This is a genomic window from Mesorhizobium terrae (assembly GCF_008727715.1).
GTDB classification, from domain to species: domain Bacteria; phylum Pseudomonadota; class Alphaproteobacteria; order Rhizobiales; family Rhizobiaceae; genus Mesorhizobium; species Mesorhizobium terrae.
On sequence record NZ_CP044218.1, the window covers coordinates 2,459,000 to 2,476,356 of the forward strand.

Consider the following 17,357-nt stretch of genomic DNA (forward strand, 5'->3'; position numbering starts at 1 on the left):
GTGCTCGCAACAACCGCGGCGCCGGCTATTTAGCCGAAGGCACCGTGGCAGTGCTTGAACTTCTTGCCGGAACCGCAGGGGCAGGCTTCGTTGCGACCCACCTTGCCCCAGGTTGACGGGTTTTTCGGGTCACGCTGCTCGGGGGGCACCACGCGGATATCTTCCAGAACGGCAACATCGCCGCCTTCGCCGAAATCGTTCTCGCCGGTGGTGGCATCAAAGTGCTGACCGAACATTTCCGGTGCTTCCGGCATGGGGGCATCGGCCGCCTCGCGGACCAGTTCGACGCGCATGAGCTGCGCGGTCACCGCCTGGCGGAGATTGCCGAGCATGGCCTGGAACAGCTCGAAGGCCTCGCTCTTGTACTCGTTGAGCGGATCGCGCTGCGCATAGCCGCGGAAGCCGACAACGGAACGCAAATGGTCGAGATTGACGATGTGTTCGCGCCAGAGATGGTCGAGCGTCTGCAGCACGACCGAGCGTTCCACATAGGCGGTCACGTCCGGGCCAAAGCGCCCGGCGCGCTCTTCGGCCGCTTCGTCGGCGGCTTTGGTGATGCGCTCGCGGATATCGTCTTCGGCAATACCCTCTTCCTTTGCCCAATCCTCGATCGGCAGGTCGAGATTGAGGTATTGCTGCACCTCGGCCTTCAGGCCCGCGACATCCCACTGTTCGGAATAGGCGTTTTCGGGAATGCCCTTGGCGACGATCTCGTCAATGACATCGTTGCGCATTTCAGAGACCGTCTCGGACAGGCTTTCGCCGTCCATCAACGCGATGCGCTGCTCGAACACGACCTTGCGCTGGTCGTTGGAGACGTCGTCATATTTCAGAAGGTTCTTGCGAATGTCGAAGTTGCGCGCCTCGACCTTCTTCTGCGCCTTCTCCAGTGCCTTGTTGATCCAGGGGTGGATGATGGCCTCGTCTTCCTTGAGGCCGAGCTTCTGCAGCATGCCATCCATGCGCTCGGAACCGAAGATGCGCATCAGGTCGTCCTGCAGCGACAGGAAGAACTTGGATCGGCCGGGATCGCCCTGGCGTCCCGAACGACCGCGCAGCTGGTTGTCGATGCGGCGGCTTTCATGGCGCTCGGTGGCAAGCACGTAGAGGCCGCCGGCGGCCAGCGCCTTTTCCTTCAGCTTCTTCACATCCTCGCGGATGGCGTTTTCCCGCGCCTCGCGCTCGGCGCCTGCCGGCATGTCGACCAATTCCTCGGCAATGCGCATCTCGGCGTTGCCGCCGAGCTGAATGTCGGTGCCGCGGCCGGCCATGTTGGTGGCGATGGTGATGGCGCCGGGCTTGCCGGCCTGGGCAACGATGGCCGCTTCCCGTTCATGGTGACGGGCGTTCAGCACCTCGAAATCCTTGAAGCCGTCCTGGCGCAGGCGTTCAGCCAGCTGTTCCGACTTTTCGATCGAAGTCGTGCCGACCAGTGTGGGCTGGCCCTTGGCATTGGCTTCGCGGATCTCCTTGACGATCGCCTTGTACTTCTCCTCGACGGTCCGATAGACCTCGTCGTCCTCGTCGAGGCGGCTGACCGGAAGATTGGTCGGAATCTCGGTGACTTCGAGATTGTAGATGTTGCCGAATTCCTCGGCCTCGGTCAGCGCCGTGCCGGTCATGCCGGCCAGCTTCTTGTACATGCGGAAGTAGTTCTGGAAGGTGACGGACGCCAGTGTCTGGTTCTCCGGCTGAATCTGCACATGCTCCTTGGCCTCGAGCGCCTGGTGCAGGCCTTCCGAATAGCGGCGGCCGGGCATCATGCGGCCGGTGAATTCGTCGATGATGACGATTTCGCCGTTGCGCACGATGTAGTCCTTGTCGCGCTGGAACAGGCGATGTGCCTTCAGCGCGTTGTTGACGTGGTGGACCATGGCGACGTTTTCCACGTCGTAGAGCGAGTCGCCCTTCAGAAGGTCGGCACCGCGCAGCATGTTCTCCACATTTTCCGTGCCTTCCTCGGTGAAGATCGCGGTCTTCTGCTTTTCGTCCACCTCGTAGTCGGCGGGCTGAAGCTTCACGATGAAGGCATCGACGGTGTTGTACATATCCGAACGGTCCTCGAGCGGACCGGAGATGATCAGCGGCGTGCGTGCCTCATCGACCAGGATCGAGTCCACCTCGTCGACGATCGCGTAGTTGTGGCCGCGCTGCACCATCTGCGCGCGCTCATACTTCATGTTGTCGCGCAGGTAATCGAAGCCGAGCTCGTTGTTGGTGGCGTAGGTGACGTCGCAGGCATAGGCCTCATGACGCTGCTCGTCGGAGAGACCGTGCACGATGATGCCGACAGTGAGGCCGAGGAACTTATAGACGCGGCCCATCCATTCGGCGTCGCGGGTGGCGAGGTAGTCGTTGACGGTGACGACATGGACACCCTTGCCAGCGAGCGCGTTGAGATAGACCGGCAGGGTGGCGACCAGCGTCTTGCCTTCGCCCGTACGCATTTCGGCAATGCCGCCATTGTGCAGGACCATGCCGCCGATCAGCTGCACGTCGAATGGCCGCAGCCCCAACACGCGTCTGGCCGCTTCGCGAACGGTGGCGAATGCCGGAATGAGCAGGTCGTCCAGCGTCGCGCCATTGGCGATATCCTGGCGGAATTTTTCGGTGCGGGCGGTTAGTTCGGCATCCGAGAGCGCCCGCATCTCGTTTTCCATGGCGTTTATGGCCTCGACGCGAGGCCTGGTCGACTTGACGCGGCGGTCGTTGGAGGAACCGAAAATCTTACGGGCGAAGCCGCCGAGACTGACCATTCAATGGTCCTTTCGCTTGCAATCCTGGGTCCGGGGACGGATGCGGCAGGCATCCGACGAACCCGCCCGAACAGAGAAACACCAAAAAGCGCCCGGAAAACGGTTCTGGACGCAAAGTCGTTGGACAGATAAGAGGGGGCACAATCGATGTCAACGCTGCGTTATCGACCCGCAGAACGCCAAATTCCGCCACATTCCGGCTGATCAAAAGACCTCAACGTCCCCATCGGAGCTCTTTCGTATGTCCTTATTGTTTCGCCGTGCGTCGCTCGCCAGCCTAGGTTTGGCCGTCGGCCTGTCGGCTTTGTCGCTTTCGCCTCTGGCCGCCCAGGAAACTCAGCCGGCCCAGCCGGCCCAGCCGGCCGATGCCGCCGCAACTCCGGCTGCTGCTCCGGTCGATCCGAACGCAGTCGTTGCCACGGTTGACGGCAAGCCGATCACTGAAGCGGATTTGACGCTCGCCGAAGGTGAATTGTCGAAGCAATTCGCGCAGCTTCCGCCGGAACAGCGCCGCGCCGCCGCCCTTTCCGCGGCCATCGAGATCAAGGTTCTTGCCGCGAAGGCCGTCGCCGACGGGCTCGACAAGGATCCCGATTTCCAGCGTCGCGCAGCCTTCCTGCAGCAGCGCGCCCTGCATGGCGAGATGGTCGAAAAGGAAGTGGTCGGCAAGATCACCGACGCCGACATTCGCGCACGCTACGACAAGGAAATCGCCGCGCAGCCGCCGGTGAACGAGGTCCACGCCCGTCACATTCTCGTGAAGACCAAGGAAGAAGCCGAGGCGATCATCAAGAAGCTGGAAGGCGGCGCCGATTTCCAGAAACTGGCGAGCGAGAACACCAACGATCCGAGCGGCAAGACCAGCGGCGGCGATCTCGGTTTCTTCGGCCCTGGCCAGATGGTGCCGGAGTTCGAGAAGGCGGCATTCGCGCTTGAGGTCGGCGCCTACACCAAGGAGCCTGTGCAGACCCAGTTCGGCTGGCATGTCATCAAGGTGGAGGACAAGCGCCAGCAGCAACCCCCGGCTTTCGACCAGGTCAAGGACCAGGCCCGTTCGGCGGTCGTTCGCGACAAATATTTCGCGCTGGTCAAGGAAGCCCGCAAGAGCGCCAAGGTCGACATTCCGGATGAAAACCTGCGCAAGGCCGTCGAGGCAGCCGAAGGCGGCGCCAAGTAAGCTTCGATCTACCTCTTTAGGTAGCCAGACGCTTTGTAGTCGATGGGAGCGGTACCTTCACAGGTATCGCTCCCTTTCCATTTTATGCCGGCTCCTTCCCGAGCATAAGGTTCCTAGACCTTGATGCCGTTGACGATGGCGCCGACGGCGGCCCGCAATTTGTCCTCGCTCTCATCCAGCCGGCCAGTCAGCAGGTGGGTCCAGGCATAGGACGAGACCATGTCGGCTATCTGGCTGGGGTCTACGCCGCGGGCGACCTCGCCTCGATCGATGGCACGTTCGACCAACTTGCCGGTGTAGGCACGCCGGCCGCGCGCATAGTCGGCCAACGCTTCGGCGGCGGCGGCGTCGAACTGTGCCTCGGCAATCAGCGAGCGGAAGATGTTGCCGGCAGGCGTATCGCGCCACGATCCAAATAAACTGCGGAGGAACTGGAACAGGTCCTCCTCGATGTTGCCGGTGTCGGCATAAACGATGTCGCGCTTCTGACGCTGATAGACCTCGATCAGCAGGGCTGCCTTGCTCGGCCACCAGCGATAGATGGTCGGCTTACCGGCGCGGGCCCTGCGTGCCACGGCTTCGATGGAAAAGCCGGAATAACCGGCTTCATGCAGTACGGCCTCCGCCGCGTCGAGGATGGCCTCGGCGCTGGCGGGGTTGCGTCTGGCGCCGATCGACCGGCGCGCCTTTTCTTCTGTCGCGTTCAATTTTGCCCAAGGGTCTCGAAGTTCGCCTGGCGACTATACATCATCCCTTGACGAAACGAAACGGCTCGTTCTATATATGCAACGAAACGTATCGTTCTTATGGAGATTGCTATGACTGCCACGTCCGCCCCCTCGCAGGCTCCCGCCGCCCGGCCCCGTTTTTCGCGTCCGCGTTTCGCTCTGATGGTGTTGATCGGGGTGTACCCGCTGATCACCACGATCCTTTATCTTCTTGGGCCGCTGACCGAGCACTGGGCGATCTGGCAGCGCACTCTGGTGATCGCGCCGATGATGGTTGGCGCCATGATATGGGGATTGATCCCGACCGTGCAGCGCGTGTTCAGCGGTTTCATCAACCCCGCGGCTCGTTGAGACGAGGCGAAAACGCCTTGCGAAGCCTCGTGCTATCGGGCAAACGGTCCATGCTTTCACCGCTTGCCTGGGTCGCAGAGGTTTTTCATGTCCACAACCGTTTCCCCGCTCGCTCCGAAGAAATATCCCAAGATGCCGGCTGTCGAGGGCGTGCGCATCGCCACGGCCGAAGCGGGTATCAAATACAAGAACCGAACCGACCTCCTTGCGATGGTGTTCGATCCGGGCACTACCGTCGCCGGCGTGTTCACCCGCTCGAAATGCCCGTCGGCGCCGGTCGATCTGTGCCGGCAGAATCTCGGCCAGGGCAAGGCGCGCGTGCTGGTCGTCAATTCCGGCAACGCCAATGCCTTCACCGGCAAGAAGGGCCGGGAGACGACGTCGACGACGGCGCAGGCGGCAGCCAAGGCCGCTGGCTGCGCCTCCGACGAGATATTCCTGGCGTCCACCGGTGTCATCGGGGAGCCGCTCGACCCGGGCAAATACAGCCATCTCCTGGCCGGTATGGTCAAGGATGCCAGGCCCGACCAGTGGACCGAGGCGGCCAAGGCCATCATGACCACCGACACCTTCCCGAAGGTGGTGACGGCCACCGTCAAGCTGGGCGATACCGATGTGACGCTGAACGGCATCGCCAAGGGCGCCGGCATGATCGCGCCCGATATGGCGACCATGCTCTCCTTCGTTGCCACCGATGCGCCGATTGCGGCGCCGGTGTTGCAGGAACTTCTCTCAAAAGGCACGGCCAAGACCTTCAACGCCGTCACGGTCGACAGCGACACGTCGACAAGCGATACGCTGCTGCTTTTCGCGACCGGTGCGGCTGCCAAGCGCGGCGCGCCGGTGATCGCCGATGCCAAGGATACCCGCCTTGGCGTGTTCCGCCGCGCGCTCAACAAGATGCTGAAGCAATTGGCGCTGCAGGTGGTGCGCGACGGCGAAGGCGCCCGCAAGCAGATCGAGGTGACCGTGACCGGCGCCAAATCGGCACGTTCGGCCAAGCGCGTCGCGCTGTCGATCGCCAATTCGCCATTGGTCAAGACCGCGGTCGCGGGCGAGGATGCCAATTGGGGCCGGGTGGTGATGGCTGTCGGCAAGGCCGGCGAGCCGGCCGATCGCGACCGTCTGTCGATCTGGTTCGGTGACAATCGTCTCGCCGTCGATGGTGAGCGCGACCCTGCCTATTCGGAACAGGCGACGTCGACCTATATGAAGCGGGACAGCATCGTCATTCGTGCCGATCTCGGCATTGGCCGTGGCAAGGCCACCGTCTGGACGTGCGATCTCACCAAGGAATATGTCGCGATCAATGGCGACTATCGGAGCTAGCCGTTTGAATCCGATACATCCTGCGACGGTTCTGGCCAAGGTGCGCCGCTATGAGGCGGCGGGCTTTCGTGCCTGGCCGGCGGCGGCCGTGCATTACGATGGAACCTGGGTGGTGCGGCTGACGGCAGGCCATCCGGCGAAGCGGCTCAATTCCATCAATCCGCTCGATCCCGGCGACGTTCATCACCTGGCAGAGCGTATCGCGCGCGCCGGCCGTCGTTTCGAAGCCTATGGCCGGCCGCTCACCTTCCGCATGTCGCCGCTCGCCGGTGCCGCGCTTTCGCGCCATCTCGACGCCGAAGGGTGGTCGCGTTTCGACGAATCCATGGTCATGCGCATGCCGCTGACCAAGGCCTCGGTCGAAAACGTCATCGATCAGATTCCGCTGAAGGACATCGGCCGTTTCGTATCCGCGGCGCTCAAGGTACACGATGCGGATCCGCTGTTGAGGCCCGGCCTGTCGGAGATCATTGGCGCAATCCAGCCGGAGGCGGGGCTGTTCGCCTCGGAACGCGGCGACGAAGCCCTGGCAACGCTGATCTGTGTGCATGACGGCGATCTGGCCGGGCTGTTCGATATCGCCACAGACAAGTCTGTCCGGCGTCAGGGCCACGGCCGCCAACTGATCCTGTCGGCGCTCAAATGGGCCCGCTTGCGCGGCGCGCGCGAAGCCTGGCTGCAGGTCGAGGCCGACAACGCGCCGGCGCTGTCGCTCTATGCGTCGTTGGGTTTTGAAGAAGTCTATCGCTATCACTATCGACGGTTGCCTTCCACATGAAGGCCGAACCGTCGAAAGGAAAACGTCTGCTTCTGGTCGTCGCTTGCGCGCTGGTCGACGCCGACGGTCGCGTGCTGATCGCGCAGCGTCCTGAAGGCAAGCAACTTGCCGGCATGTGGGAGTTTCCTGGCGGCAAGGTCGAGCCGGGCGAGACGCCGGAAGAATGTTTGGTGCGCGAGTTGCACGAGGAACTTGGCATCGAGACCAAGACGGCCTGCCTGGCGCCGCTGACCTTCGCCAGCCATAGCTACGACGACTTCCACCTGCTGATGCCGCTTTATGTCTGTCGGCGTTTCTGGGGTACGCCGGAGCCGAAGGAGGCGCAGGCACTGAAATGGGTGCGTCCACGCCAGATGCGTGACTATCCGATGCCACCGGCCGACGCGCCGTTGATCCCGTTCCTGATCGATCTGCTCTGACAGCTCCCGATTAGCGTTAACAGAAGATTTATCCAGTCGTGAAAGATTGAACGATGGCTGCGGCAAAACGATTGCCGTGCTTGGGGAGCCGTCGCATGAGCCTCGACCAGGATTGGGACAGCATACGGCCACGCCGACCGCTCGTGGCCGCGGGTGGCGGGCTTCTGCGGATCACGCTCCTGTTCGGATCGGCCGCCGTCGCGCTTTCGCTCCTCGGCGCTTCCTATCTCGACAGTCGCATCGAACAGCGTTTTGCCAGCGATTTTCCGCCGGCTGGGATCGACATGATGAGCACCGGTTCGATCGGCAAGCAGAACACCTACACCATCCGGCGCAGCGTGTTGCAGGCGACGCCGGATGCCGTCTGCATCATCCATCGCGACGGCAGCCTGACCGGCGCGTGCTAGGCGGCCAAACACAAATTCACCGGCCGTTAAGCCTGCCTCGTTAACCTTTGTAAATCAGTGAACGCTAAGGTTCTTTCGCAGGGGAAAGGCTACCATGGCATTGTTGCGGCGATTTCTGAGAAACGACACGGGGGCGACGGCCATCGAATATGCGCTGGTTGCCTCTCTGATGGCTGCCGCCATCATCCTGGGCTTCGGCAGTGCTGCTGATGCGCTGAAATACCTCTTCAGCGACAACAACAGCAAGCTTGTCCAGGCGCTGGGTAATGGTAACTGACCGGCTTATCTAGCTTTTATCGCCGTCTTCCAGGATCTTGGCCAGAGAGACAGCGGCCGAGCCGGGCCTGAGCGGCTTTTGCTGCGATGCGTCCGGCGCCCAACCCGACAGCCAAACGATGGAAAAACTTGCCCTGACGCGGCCGTCGCCGTCGGAAAACCGTTCGGCGTAAATTTCGGCGGCGCGCGCCAACATTGCCCGGCTTGCCGGTCGCCGGCTGCGGTCGACCAGGAAGTTCGTTTCCCCCATAGCCCTCAGATCCCGCATCAGGCCGAACGGCGTGTCATAACGCACCGTTATCGTCTCGATGTCTGTGACGGGCAAGGCGAGACCTGCCCGCTGCAGCAGCGCACCGGCGTCACGCACATCGGCGAACGGAATGACGCGCGGGCTGGCGCCGCCATGGAGTTCGGTTTCGGCGGCAAGCAGGCTTTCGCGCAATTCGGCCAGCGTCCCGGCACCGGCCATCGCGCCGAGGAAGAGCCCGTCCGGCTTCAGTGCGCGGCGGATCTGCGCCAGCATGCCGGGGATATCGTTCGTCGATTGCAACGCGAGCAGTGAAACCGCCAGATCGAGGCTGTCGGGCTCGAACGGCACGGTTTCGGCCGTGGCCACTATCCCTTCCTCGCCGGCTAGAAACGCGGGGTCCGCTTCGACGCGGACGATTTCGGCGACTTTGCCGCTTGCGGTGAGGGCGTGGGTTGCGTGTGCAGTCTGGCAGAACAGCGTCGCTCCGCGGGCGAACTGGCGTTCGACGGCGGCCAGCCGATCGGCAAGATCGTCGGCAATGCGCCGCATGAGGAAGTCGGCACCCGCGGTCGGTCGGGCGAGTGCCCGGCGTTTGTGTGTCAGCCAAAGAGCTGTATCGAACAAGGGCTGCAACGACGGGTCCTGCTTCTGCTATGCTGCGACTGCAGGCAATCACGTGGCCGATCCGATGGCTGATATCAAGGGCCTAACCCAAACGGCGTTGCAATGGCCGGCGCGGATCTTGTTTCCCCCGGTCTGCGCCGGTTGTCGACGCCACGTCTCGCAGCCAGGGGTTCTATGCGGCGATTGCTGGCCGAAGCTCAGGTTGCTCGAGCGGCCCTGGTGCCCGGTCATGGGCACGCCCTTCACGCACGACATGGGCGAGGGCTTTCTGTCCGCCGAGGCCATCGCCGATCCACCGCCCTTCGAGCGAGCCCGCGCGGCCGCCGCCTATTCGGGCGTTGCCAGGCAAATGGTGCAGGCGCTGAAATATCATGACCGGACCGACCTCGCACCATGGATGGCGCGCTGGATGATGCGGGCCGGCGCCGAACTGATAGCCGAGGCGGATGCCATCGTTCCGGTGCCGCTGCACTGGCGCCGCTTCTTTCGTCGCCAGTTCAACCAATCGGCCGAACTCGGTCGCGCCCTGGCTGCGCAGTCGGGCCGGCGTTTCGCGCCCCAGGCGGTGCGGCGCGTGAAGATGACACGCCAGCAGGTTGGCCTGGAGCGAAGCCAGCGCGAGGACAATGTACGGGCAGCCTTTCGCGTGCCGGCCGAGGCGGAAATCGATATAGCAGGGCGCCGCATGCTCGTGGTCGACGACGTCTATACGACCGGAGCGACTGCGCGCGCTGTCGCCAAGGCGCTGAAAAGAGGCGGTGCCGCCGCGGTCGACGTACTAACCTTCGCGCGGGTTCTGCCGGGGGACTTTCGGCCCGACGAGTCCGAGACTATATAGATTTCATGACAAGACAGGATTGTTGACCCATGGTCGACGTGACGATTTATACGCGCATGATGTGCGGCTATTGCGCGGCCGCCAAACGCCTGCTCGACAAGAAGGGCGTTGCCTATACCGAACATGATGCCTCGTTCTCGCCGGATCTGCGCCAGGAAATGATCCAGCGAGCCAACGGCCGTGCCACTTTCCCGCAGATTTTTGTGGGTGACGTGCATGTCGGCGGCTGCGATGATCTGCATGCGCTGGAAGCTGCCGGCCGGCTCGATGCCCTGATCGCCGGCACCGCGCCGCGCTGAGCGCTCGGAATTATCGAAAGCGAGGACGAGACCATGGGTGTTTTCAAGGCCGCCGCCATTCAGATGCGGTCGGGCACCAGCCCGGAACGTAACGCCGCCGACATGGAGCAGCTGGTTCGTGAGGCCGTGGCCATGGGCGCGAGCTATGTGCAGACCCCCGAGATGACCGGCGCGCTGGTGCGTGACAAGGACGCCAAGCGAACCGTTTTCACCAGCGAGGACAAGGACGTCGTCGTCGCCAAAGCGCGGCAGCTGGCGCGGGAACTCGGCATCCATTTTCACATCGGCTCGACCGCCATTCTGCGGGACGATGGCAAGCTCGCCAACCGCGCGCTGTTGATCGCTCCGGACGGAACGACGCTCGCTTCCTATGACAAGATCCACATGTTCGACGTCGATCTCGACAATGGCGAGAGCTGGCGCGAATCCGCCGCCTATGAGCCGGGAACCGATGCCGCCGTTGTCGATCTTGCTGGCCTGAAGCTCGGCTTCGCCATCTGCTACGACCTGCGCTTCCCGCAGCTTTTCCGCACCGAGGCGCTGGCTGGTGCCGCGGTCCTTTCGGTTCCGGCGGCCTTCACCCGTCAGACCGGCGAGGCGCATTGGCATGTGTTGCTGAGGGCACGAGCCATTGAGAACGGCGCCTTCGTCATAGCCGCCGCCCAGGGCGGGCTGCATGAGGATGGTCGCGAGACCTATGGCCATTCGCTGATCGTCGACCCTTGGGGCCGCATTCTGGCCGAGGCAGCCCATGACGAGCCCTCGGTGATCGTGGCCGAAATCGATCCGGCGCAATCTGTGGCCGCCCGCGCCAAGATACCCAATCTGAAGAATGCGCGCGAATTCTCGCTGCGTCGTTTCGATGGCGAACCGGCCTCGCTGAGGGGAGCCGCATCTTGATCCGCTTCTCGCTGATATGTGAGCGTGAGCATGATTTCGAAGGCTGGTTTCGCTCCAACGACGATTTCGACAAGCAGAAGAAGCGCGGTTTCGTCGAATGCCCGGTCTGCGGTTCGCACAGGGTGGAAAAGGCGCTGATGGCGCCCGCCGTGTCGACCAGCCGCAAGCAGGAAAAGATCGGGCTTGCCATGGGCGACCAGCAGCGCCAGGCGATGGCGCAACTGAAGGCGCTGGCCGACAAGATGCGCGAAAATTCCGACTATGTCGGCGACAAGTTCGCCGAGGAAGCGCGCAAGATCCATTTCGGTGAAGCCGACCCGCGCGGCATCTACGGCGAGGCGACGCTCGACGAGGCCAAGAGCCTGGCAGAGGACGGCGTCGAATTCTTGCCGATACCGGCATTCCCAGACGATCGCAACTGAACTGCTAGCCGACTCGCGGCCGGTAATTCCTGGTCGCTGTTCAGCCCTTTCCATCCAGTCCCCTGATCAGCTTTTCGAGCAGGCCGGCCAGCCGGTCCTGTTCTTCGCTCGTCAGCACGGAAAGGACCTGGTGTTCGTTTTCGACATGGGCGGTCACCGCCTCGTCGATCAATGTCCGGCCCTTTTCCGTCAGTTGCACGATGACGCCACGGCGATCCTGCGGGTGCGGACCGCGCGCGATCAATCCGGCCTTTTCCAGCCGGTCGAGCCGATTGGTCATGGCGCCCGACGTCACCATCGTCGCTTCGTAGAGTTCCGTCGGCGTCAGGGCAAAGGGCGCACCAGAACGCCGTAAGGTCGCCAGCACGTCGAATTCGCCGGATTGCAGGCCGAACCGGGCGAAGAGCGGGTTCAGCTTGTCGCGCGCGACAACGAAGGCCGCATAGCTGAGGCGGCCAAATACCGCCATCGGCCTGACGTCGAGATCCGGCCTCTCCTTTTGCCATTGCGCCACCGCGTTCGCTGCACGATCCATCTAGCTCACCGTAAAGTATCTTGACACTAAGATTCTTTCTATTAAATGATATGCCATCGATCAGCGGCCGCCAAGTGGCCTCGCGTGGAAGGATACAAAATGACCAAAGTGGCCGTACTCGTCGGCAGTCTGCGCCAGGAATCGTTCAGCCGTAAGGTGGCGAAGGCGTTGGCGGAGCTGACGCCATCTCTCGTTCTCGATTTCATTGATATCGGCGCGGTGTCCTATTTCAACGAGGACCTTGAGGCGAACCCGCCCGCCGACTGGCAGGCTCTCCGCCGTCGCGTTTCGTCTGCCGATGCCGTGCTTTTCGTCACCGCTGAATATGTGCGTTCGGTGCCCGGTGTGCTGAAGAACGCCATCGACATCTGCGCGCGGCCCTACGGGCAGGGCGTGCTGATCGGCAAGCCGGCAGCGGTGATCTCGACGTCGGTGGGTGCGGTCGGCGGTTTTGGCGCCAACCATCACCTCAGACAGTCGCTCGCCTCGCTGGACATGGCGGTGCTTGGTCAACCGGAAGCCTATATCGGCAATACCGGTGCACTGTTCGACGCCGACGGCGCCTTGGTGGACGAACGGACGCGCAAGTTCCTCGCCACCTTTGGCGAGACATTCGAAACATTCATCCAACGTCAGGCGGCTCGGACCGAGCAGAGGCGCGTTGCCTGAATTCGTAAAGGATACCGCAGTTATGTCATCGTTGGCTCAAGAGAATCGCGCGGGCGCTTCCATGAAATCGGTCTGGGATTCGGCCTTTGGCCTGCTGCTGATCACAGGCGCCCTGCTGGGCCTGACATTGCCTCTCGGCAAGCTGGCGACGGCCAATGCCGTGTCGCCGATGTTATGGGCATTCATGACCTCGTTCGGCATCGGCGGCGTGCTTTTGCTCGTCCTTTTCTACAGGCGCCACCGTCTGGTGATGACTGGCCACAAGCTGCGCTACTACGTCATTGCGGCGGCGATCTCCTTCGCCATCCCGAACTTCCTGATCTTCTCGGCCATTCCCCATCTCGGTGCCGGCTACACCGGCATCATGTTCACGCTTTCGCCCGTGGTGACGTTGACGCTGTCGATCCTGTTCGGCGTGCGTCGACCCAACCTGCTTGGTATCGCGGGCATCGTGGTTGGGTTTGCTGGCGCGCTGGTCGTGGCACTCACCCGGGGCGAGGCCGGTCAGCCGGCCGACCTGTTCTGGGTCCTTGTCGGCCTGCTCATTCCCGTCTTCCTCGCGGCTGGCAACATCTATCGTACCATCGACTGGCCGACAGGCACCGACGCGATCGAACTCGCCGTCGGCAGTCACCTCGCGGCCGCTGCGATGTTGTTTGGCGGCCTGCTCATTGGCGGGCAGGCGGGCTCGTTCGGTACGCTTGCCCATGTGCCGTGGCTGGTGCTGGCACAGGTCATCATCGGAGCGGCGATGTTTGCCTTCTACTTCCGCCTCCAGGCCGTCGGCGGGCCGGTCTATCTCAGCCAGATCGGATATGTCGGCGCGGCCATCGCGCTGATTTCGGGCACGCTGTTCCTCGGGGAGCACTATCAGTGGCTGACCTGGGCGGGCGCCGCCATCATCGTGATCGGCGTCTTCATCACCACCAGGGCGCAGCGGCAGAAGGCCTGAGCAATCCTGTTCAGGCGGCCTTTTCGGCGAGCACCATGTAGTTGACGTCCATGTCCTTGGAGCGCTGCCAGCGGTCGGCCAACGGGTTGTAGATGACACCGGAGCGGTCGGTGACGGCAAGGCCGGCACCGGTCAGCGCGCGCTCCAGTTCTTCCGGCCGTACCAGCTTGCCGAATTTGTGGGTACCGCGCGGCAGCCAGCGCAGCACATATTCGGCGCCGATAATGGCCAGCCCCAGCGCCTTCAGGGTGCGGTTGATGGTGGCGACGAACATGATGCCGCCGGGTTTCACCATCTCGCCGCACTTGCCGACGAACAGGTCGATGTCGGCGACATGCTCGACCACTTCCATGTTGAGCACGACGTCGAATTTCTCGCCGGCGGCGGCCAGATCCTCGGCCGTGGTGGCGCGATAGTCGACGGTGACCCCGGCTTCGGCCGCATGAAGCTTTGCCACTTCGATGTTGGTGCTGGAAGCGTCGGCGCCGACGACCTCGGCGCCCAGACGGGCCATCGGTTCGCACAACAGACCGCCGCCGCAGCCGATGTCGAGAATGCGCAAGCCTTCGAAGGGCTGCGCCGCACGGGGGTCGCGGCCGAAACGAGTGGCGATCTGGTCGCGAATATAGGCCAACCGTACCGGGTTGAACTTGTGCAGCGGACGGAACTTTCCGTTCGGGTTCCACCATTCGGCTGCAAGGGCTGAAAAGCGCTCGACTTCTCCGGCGTCGATGGTCGACCGTCGGGGTTCTGGCATGGCTTTGTCTCCTTCGGGGAGAAGGAAGTCAGCAGATGAGCGACGAATGTCAAGGCGGGTTTTCTGCGCGCGTCACTACGGCACGGTATCGCACTGCGGCGAAGCCCTTGTTTTCCAAAAGTTCTGCCTGGTCAAAGCGTCTCGGCAAGCGTCCGCAAATTTCCCGTGTATTCCTCCCAGCCGGCACCGAGCAGACGCAGCGTCGTCGCGGGTACTTGCCCATTGTGGGTCAACACCAGCCGCACGAAGCCCACGTGCTGCTGTAGCGAGAAGACGACGCGGCCGGCCGGCGCCTTGTCAGCGCAGTCGAACGACCAGGCCATGTGGGTCGGCGCCACGATTTCCAGCACCTCGACTTCGGTCCAGCCGCGCCAGCCTGGTACGGCTTCGCCGCTGATGCGAAAACGATGGCCGACGAGCGGTTTGAAATCGACGGCAAAGAACCATTGCGCGATGAGCTTCGGGTCGGTGAGGCAGGCCCACACCGTAGCAAGCGAAGCGCGGATATCGCGCTCAAATATCAGATCGATCGGCTTCAGCATCGAGTTTCTGCGCCAGTTCGGTTAGCCCATCGAGCTTGTCGCTCCAGAAGGTCGAGAGCTGCGCGACCCAGTCGGTAACTGTTGCCAGGGGCGCAGGGTTCAGCCGGTAGAGGCGCTGGCGTCCAGCCACGCGCCGTCGCACCAGGCCGGCGCGGTCCAAGACCTGCAGATGCAGCGAGACATTGGCCAGTGTCGCATCGACTTCAGCGGTCAGTTCCGCAACCGACCGCTCCCTGTTTCCCATACGCTCAAGCAGGCGCCGTCGCGTCGGGTCGGCAATGGCAGCGAACACATTGCCCCTGGTTGAAGCTCTTGCCATTCAGGTTCTCATTCAAGTATATACTTGAACTTCAATCTGCATCGGCGGTTGACCATCGTCAAGCCGTCGCTCGCTGCTAGGATGCACGAAGAAGAACGTCGGGAGATTGAAATGACCGCGTTGAACGGGATAGTCCCTTGCTTGACCATCGACGGTGCCAAGAAGGCGATCGAATTCTACAAAAAGGCGTTCGGTGCCGAAGAAGTAAGCCGCAAGGAGGCCGAAGACGGCAAGCGGCTGATGCATGCACACATCCGCATCAATGGTTCGGATGTCATGATGTGGGACCTTTTCCCGGAGTTTGGCATGTCGGCCGACAAGCCACATGGCGTGACGGTTCATCTGGCAGTGGATGACGCCGACACATGGTGGGAACGCGCAGTCGCCGCCGGTGCCATCGTTACCATGCCGCTGGAGAATGCATTCTGGGGCAGTCGGTATGGCCAGTTCCGCGACCCATTCGGCCACAGCTGGTCGATTGGCGGCCCTCTGAAGGCATAGCCAGGCTTCGGCGGAAGGCTTCCGCAGCGCTGGCGGCCGAGACGCAAGACAATTGCGCCATGCTGCCACATCGGTAGCGTGTGCCTTGCGAAGACCTCGTGTTTTGGCTAAGGAGGCCGCGCATTTTTGCGTCTCGGCCAGCCGGGGCTTTCCTGTCCATCTTCGGCCACCTGGCCAGCATTCAAAGGCATTCCGCTTCCATGGCGCGCATCGTGATGAAGTTCGGCGGGACCTCCGTCGCCGACCTCGACCGCATCCACAATGTGGCGCGTCACGTCAAACGCGAGGTCGAGGCAGGCCATGAAGTAGCGGTGGTGGTTTCGGCGATGTCGGGCAAGACCAACGAACTCGTTGGTTGGGTGCAAGGCATGCCGAAGGTGACAGGCGCCAACAGCCCGTTCTTCGATGCGCGCGAATACGACGCGATCGTTGCTTCCGGCGAGCAGGTGACGTCGGGCCTTTTGGCGATCGCGCTGCAGTCGATGGGCATCAATGCGCGCTCCTGGCAAGGTTGGCAGATCCCGATCAAGACGGACGGCGCGCATGGCGCTGCCCGCATCCTGGATATCGACGGCTCGTTCCTGGTCCAGCGTTTCAAGGAAGGCCAGGTCGCGGTGATCGCCGGCTTCCAGGGCATCGCGCCCGACAATCGCCTCTCGACGCTCGGCCGCGGCGGCTCCGACACCAGCGCGGTGGCGATCGCTGCCGCGGTCAAGGCAGACCGCTGCGATATCTACACCGATGTCGACGGGGTCTACACCACAGACCCGCGCATCGAACCCAAGGCCAGGCGACTGGACCGCATCTCCTTCGAGGAAATGCTGGAGATGGCGTCGCTCGGCTCGAAAGTTCTGCAGGTGCGTTCGGTGGAGCTTGCCATGGTACACAAGGTGCGCACCTTCGTGCGGTCGTCCTTTGACGATCCGGATGCGCCCGGTATGGGTGATTTTCTCAATCCGCCCGGAACGCTGATATGCGAAGAGGATGAAATCGTGGAACAAGAGGTCGTCACCGGTATCGCCTACGCCAAGGATGAAGCGCAGATTTCCCTGCGCCGCGTCGCCGACCGACCGGGCGTGGCTGGCGGTATCTTCGGCCCGCTGGCCGAGGCCAACATCAATGTCGACATGATCGTCCAGAACATCTCGGAGGACGGCAAGTCCACCGACATGACCTTCACCGTGCCGTCCGGCGATGTCGCCAAGGCTCTGGCGGTGCTCGACAAGGTCAAGCAGACCGTCGGCTTCGACGCCCTTCAGCACGACGAGGGCATGTCCAAGGTTTCCGTCATCGGCATCGGCATGAGGAGCCACGCCGGCGTCGCGGCGACGGCTTTCAAGGCACTTGCCGAAAAAAGCATCAATATTCGCGCGATCACTACTTCCGAGATCAAGATTTCGATCCTGATCGACGGTCCCTACACGGAACTGGCTGTTCGCACTTTGCATTCCGTCTACGGTCTCGATAAGCAGTAAGAGACCCGAGTCGGTTTTTGCGTTGGGCCGGTGCGACGGGAACCGCGCCGGCC

Annotated in this window: 22 protein-coding genes; 15 read left to right on the forward strand and 7 right to left on the reverse strand. The window is 62.6% G+C overall.

The window, feature by feature from the left end; translation table 11 throughout:
- Positions 1–29: 29 nt before the first annotated feature.
- Positions 30–2,756, reverse strand: coding sequence for a preprotein translocase subunit SecA (gene secA, locus FZF13_RS13260; protein ID WP_024922670.1), 2,727 nt, complete (start codon positions 2,754–2,756; stop codon positions 30–32).
- Positions 2,757–2,997: 241 nt separating this feature from the next.
- Here secA and FZF13_RS13265 point away from each other — a divergent pair, with 241 nt between their 5' ends.
- Positions 2,998–3,933 carry a peptidylprolyl isomerase gene (locus FZF13_RS13265; RefSeq protein WP_024922669.1) on the forward strand — a complete coding sequence of 312 codons (936 nt, stop codon included), beginning with the start codon at positions 2,998–3,000 and terminating at the stop codon, positions 3,931–3,933.
- Between the two features lie 113 nt (positions 3,934–4,046).
- On the opposite strand, the gene FZF13_RS13270 is transcribed toward FZF13_RS13265, so the two are convergent.
- Complete coding sequence (locus FZF13_RS13270) at positions 4,047–4,640, reverse strand: TetR/AcrR family transcriptional regulator (protein ID WP_024922668.1); 594 nt, start codon at positions 4,638–4,640, stop codon at positions 4,047–4,049.
- Between the two features lie 111 nt (positions 4,641–4,751).
- Between FZF13_RS13270 and FZF13_RS13275 the strand changes: the two genes are divergently transcribed.
- The 6 genes from FZF13_RS13275 to FZF13_RS13300 all read left to right on the forward strand — a co-directional run bounded on the left by FZF13_RS13275 (position 4,752) and on the right by FZF13_RS13300 (position 8,222).
- Positions 4,752–5,012 (forward strand): putative antibiotic biosynthesis monooxygenase, encoded by a 261-nt coding sequence (locus FZF13_RS13275; RefSeq protein WP_036254594.1) that lies wholly within the window; start codon positions 4,752–4,754, stop codon positions 5,010–5,012.
- A gap of 87 nt (positions 5,013–5,099) precedes the next feature.
- Complete coding sequence (gene argJ / locus FZF13_RS13280; RefSeq protein WP_024922666.1) at positions 5,100–6,341, forward strand: bifunctional glutamate N-acetyltransferase/amino-acid acetyltransferase ArgJ; 1,242 nt, start codon at positions 5,100–5,102, stop codon at positions 6,339–6,341.
- Complete coding sequence (locus tag FZF13_RS13285) at positions 6,322–7,119, forward strand: GNAT family N-acetyltransferase (protein WP_024922665.1); 798 nt, start codon at positions 6,322–6,324, stop codon at positions 7,117–7,119. Before argJ ends, FZF13_RS13285 begins: the two co-directional genes overlap by 20 nt.
- Complete coding sequence (locus tag FZF13_RS13290) at positions 7,116–7,538, forward strand: (deoxy)nucleoside triphosphate pyrophosphohydrolase (RefSeq protein ID WP_024922664.1); 423 nt, start codon at positions 7,116–7,118, stop codon at positions 7,536–7,538. Before FZF13_RS13285 ends, FZF13_RS13290 begins: the two co-directional genes overlap by 4 nt.
- A 95-nt stretch (positions 7,539–7,633) precedes the next feature.
- Positions 7,634–7,945 (forward strand): hypothetical protein, encoded by a 312-nt coding sequence (locus FZF13_RS13295; protein ID WP_024922663.1) that lies wholly within the window; start codon positions 7,634–7,636, stop codon positions 7,943–7,945.
- 94 nt (positions 7,946–8,039) lie between these two features.
- Positions 8,040–8,222 (forward strand): Flp family type IVb pilin, encoded by a 183-nt coding sequence (locus FZF13_RS13300; RefSeq protein ID WP_024922662.1) that lies wholly within the window; start codon positions 8,040–8,042, stop codon positions 8,220–8,222.
- A 9-nt stretch (positions 8,223–8,231) separates the two neighbouring features.
- On the opposite strand, the gene FZF13_RS13305 is transcribed toward FZF13_RS13300, so the two are convergent.
- Complete coding sequence (locus tag FZF13_RS13305) at positions 8,232–9,104, reverse strand: methyltransferase domain-containing protein (RefSeq protein ID WP_024922661.1); 873 nt, start codon at positions 9,102–9,104, stop codon at positions 8,232–8,234.
- Between the two features lie 43 nt (positions 9,105–9,147).
- Between FZF13_RS13305 and FZF13_RS13310 the strand changes: the two genes are divergently transcribed.
- The 4 genes from FZF13_RS13310 to FZF13_RS13325 are packed head-to-tail and all read left to right on the forward strand — an operon-like array spanning position 9,148 to position 11,554.
- Positions 9,148–9,933: a ComF family protein gene (locus FZF13_RS13310; RefSeq protein WP_024922660.1), complete on the forward strand. Its 786-nt coding sequence runs from the start codon at positions 9,148–9,150 to the stop codon at positions 9,931–9,933.
- Between the two features lie 29 nt (positions 9,934–9,962).
- A complete protein-coding gene (gene grxC, locus FZF13_RS13315; protein ID WP_024922659.1) occupies positions 9,963–10,232 on the forward strand; it encodes a glutaredoxin 3 in 270 nt (89 codons plus the stop codon).
- A 33-nt stretch (positions 10,233–10,265) separates the two neighbouring features.
- Positions 10,266–11,132: a carbon-nitrogen hydrolase family protein gene (locus FZF13_RS13320; protein ID WP_024922658.1), complete on the forward strand. Its 867-nt coding sequence runs from the start codon at positions 10,266–10,268 to the stop codon at positions 11,130–11,132.
- Positions 11,129–11,554: a DUF1178 family protein gene (locus FZF13_RS13325; protein ID WP_024922657.1), complete on the forward strand. Its 426-nt coding sequence runs from the start codon at positions 11,129–11,131 to the stop codon at positions 11,552–11,554. Before FZF13_RS13320 ends, FZF13_RS13325 begins: the two co-directional genes overlap by 4 nt.
- Positions 11,555–11,594: 40 nt before the next feature.
- Here FZF13_RS13325 and FZF13_RS13330 read toward each other — a convergent pair whose 3' ends face one another.
- A complete protein-coding gene (locus FZF13_RS13330; RefSeq protein ID WP_024922656.1) occupies positions 11,595–12,089 on the reverse strand; it encodes a MarR family winged helix-turn-helix transcriptional regulator in 495 nt (164 codons plus the stop codon).
- Between the two features lie 99 nt (positions 12,090–12,188).
- Here FZF13_RS13330 and FZF13_RS13335 point away from each other — a divergent pair, with 99 nt between their 5' ends.
- Both FZF13_RS13335 and FZF13_RS13340 read left to right on the forward strand, forming a co-directional pair.
- Positions 12,189–12,758 carry an NADPH-dependent FMN reductase gene (locus FZF13_RS13335; protein WP_024922655.1) on the forward strand — a complete coding sequence of 190 codons (570 nt, stop codon included), beginning with the start codon at positions 12,189–12,191 and terminating at the stop codon, positions 12,756–12,758.
- A gap of 61 nt (positions 12,759–12,819) precedes the next feature.
- Positions 12,820–13,710, forward strand: coding sequence for a DMT family transporter (locus FZF13_RS13340; RefSeq protein ID WP_024922654.1), 891 nt, complete (start codon positions 12,820–12,822; stop codon positions 13,708–13,710).
- 10 nt (positions 13,711–13,720) lie between these two features.
- Here the strand turns inward: FZF13_RS13340 and ubiG are convergent, their stop codons facing one another.
- From ubiG to FZF13_RS13355, 3 genes are all read right to left on the reverse strand, one after another.
- Positions 13,721–14,467 (reverse strand): bifunctional 2-polyprenyl-6-hydroxyphenol methylase/3-demethylubiquinol 3-O-methyltransferase UbiG, encoded by a 747-nt coding sequence (gene ubiG / locus FZF13_RS13345; RefSeq protein ID WP_024922653.1) that lies wholly within the window; start codon positions 14,465–14,467, stop codon positions 13,721–13,723.
- Between the two features lie 131 nt (positions 14,468–14,598).
- Positions 14,599–15,009 carry an SRPBCC family protein gene (locus tag FZF13_RS13350; RefSeq protein ID WP_024922652.1) on the reverse strand — a complete coding sequence of 137 codons (411 nt, stop codon included), beginning with the start codon at positions 15,007–15,009 and terminating at the stop codon, positions 14,599–14,601.
- On the reverse strand, positions 14,981–15,328 hold the full coding sequence (locus tag FZF13_RS13355; RefSeq protein WP_024922651.1) for an ArsR/SmtB family transcription factor: 348 nt from the start codon (positions 15,326–15,328) through the stop codon (positions 14,981–14,983). Before FZF13_RS13355 ends, FZF13_RS13350 begins: the two co-directional genes overlap by 29 nt.
- Before the next feature lie 24 nt (positions 15,329–15,352).
- On the opposite strand from FZF13_RS13355, the gene FZF13_RS13360 reads away from it, so the two are divergent.
- Together FZF13_RS13360 and FZF13_RS13365 are read left to right on the forward strand one after the other, a co-directional pair.
- Positions 15,353–15,829 carry a VOC family protein gene (locus tag FZF13_RS13360; protein WP_244431344.1) on the forward strand — a complete coding sequence of 159 codons (477 nt, stop codon included), beginning with the start codon at positions 15,353–15,355 and terminating at the stop codon, positions 15,827–15,829.
- Between the two features lie 200 nt (positions 15,830–16,029).
- Entirely contained in the window at positions 16,030–17,304 is a 1,275-nt protein-coding gene (locus FZF13_RS13365) for an aspartate kinase (RefSeq protein WP_024922649.1), read from the forward strand.
- Positions 17,305–17,357 lie beyond the last annotated feature (53 nt).